This is a genomic window from Paeniglutamicibacter sp. (genome assembly GCF_046714615.1).
Taxonomy (GTDB): domain Bacteria; phylum Actinomycetota; class Actinomycetes; order Actinomycetales; family Micrococcaceae; genus Paeniglutamicibacter.
This window is the reverse complement of sequence record NZ_JBKKAP010000165.1, coordinates 1-1,289: the sequence shown is the minus strand read 5'-3', so window position 1 is coordinate 1,289 and position 1,289 is coordinate 1. Positions and strand designations below refer to the sequence as shown.

The following is a 1,289-nucleotide window of genomic DNA, read 5'->3' as shown; positions in this document are numbered from 1 at the left end:
CACTTCGCCCGGACAATGGCCTACATCCCGCACTGGTACGTGATGCGGAAGCAGGCGCACCCGGACGGGCGCGGCGCCGGTCACGAATCCCTCTACTTCCTGATCCGCGACCACGGCTACGACCGAGCATGGTACCGGCGCACGTTCCGGTCGATCGACCTCGGGGGCTGGTCGTTCTGGATGCTGACGAACGGCGACTTCTTTAACTGTGCTCCGCTCGGCGTCGAGCAAGACCCCCGACCTACATGCAGGGTTCATGACGGCGAAAGAATGACCCTCGACAACGCCAGGCCGTACCGTCAGTGGCACTGTGGTAGTCGCTTTGCAACTCGCCGGTCCTGACATAAACCGCGGAGCTTTCCGGACCCACCTCCGCCCCATTCTCTAGACCTCTTTTGACCCCCATTTGTAGGGCTTTTCCGGGTCCTTCTTGACACCCGTGTGTCACAATCAACCCATGGCGACCGAGACAACTCCGACAACTCTTCTTTCGAACGCGTCGGATCGCGCGGGAGTGGCCGAGGCTGTCCGCATCTACGAGCGCGCCGCAGAACGCATCTCGGTGGCACCGACCTCGGGGCAGGCTCCGGCGACTAGCCGGGAGGCTTCCGGCGCGAACGCCTACGCTCGATAGGGCTCCGTGCCGACCTGGAGCGAACTTCTCGCTGAGCTTCAGCCAGGAGGCAAGTGGGCAGACCCGGCTACGGGTAACCCCGACCTCGACGGCATGCGTCGGCACTGGATAGCGGAACTGTCTGCGTATACCAAGCGCCACACTGTCCTGTACGCCGCCGACTTCTTGTCGCCGATCAAAGCGTCGTCACCCGACCAGGCGATCGGTCTGAGCGACATGCAGGGACTGATGGAGGTGTTCAAGGACCTCGACGTAAAGGTGGGGCTTGACCTCATCCTTCACAGCCCGGGCGGCGACCCCACGGCGGCGGACAGCCTCGTGAGGTACATGCGCGACCGATTCAGTGACGTGCGGGTCATCGTGCCGATTGCTGCCATGAGCGCCGCGACGATGTGGTCCCTCGCTGCTGACACGATCATGATGGGCCAGCACTCACAGCTGGGGCCCATCGACCCCCAAATCAACATTGGTGCGGGGATGGTTCCCGCTGGCGCGATCAAGCGCAACTTCGAGAAGGCGCAGCGGGAGTGCGCGCAAGACCCTCGCATGCTGAGCGGGTGGGTGCCGACTCTCCAGCAGTATTTCCCTGGCCTCCTCGAGATGTGTGACGACTACTCGAACTTGTCAAAGGTTCTGGTCGGCCAGTACCTCCGCC

Annotated in this window: 2 protein-coding genes; both read left to right on the top strand. The window is 63.1% G+C overall.

Features of this window, described 5'->3' with window-relative positions; all coding sequences use genetic code 11:
• A partial coding sequence (locus ACLQ7E_RS19595; RefSeq protein WP_411734252.1) for a hypothetical protein occupies nucleotides 1-342 on the top strand: 342 nt, incomplete at its 5' end.
• Nucleotides 343-640: 298 nt separating this feature from the next.
• On the top strand, nucleotides 641-1,289 hold a 649-nt coding region (locus ACLQ7E_RS19590), incomplete at its 3' end, for an SDH family Clp fold serine proteinase (RefSeq protein ID WP_411734251.1).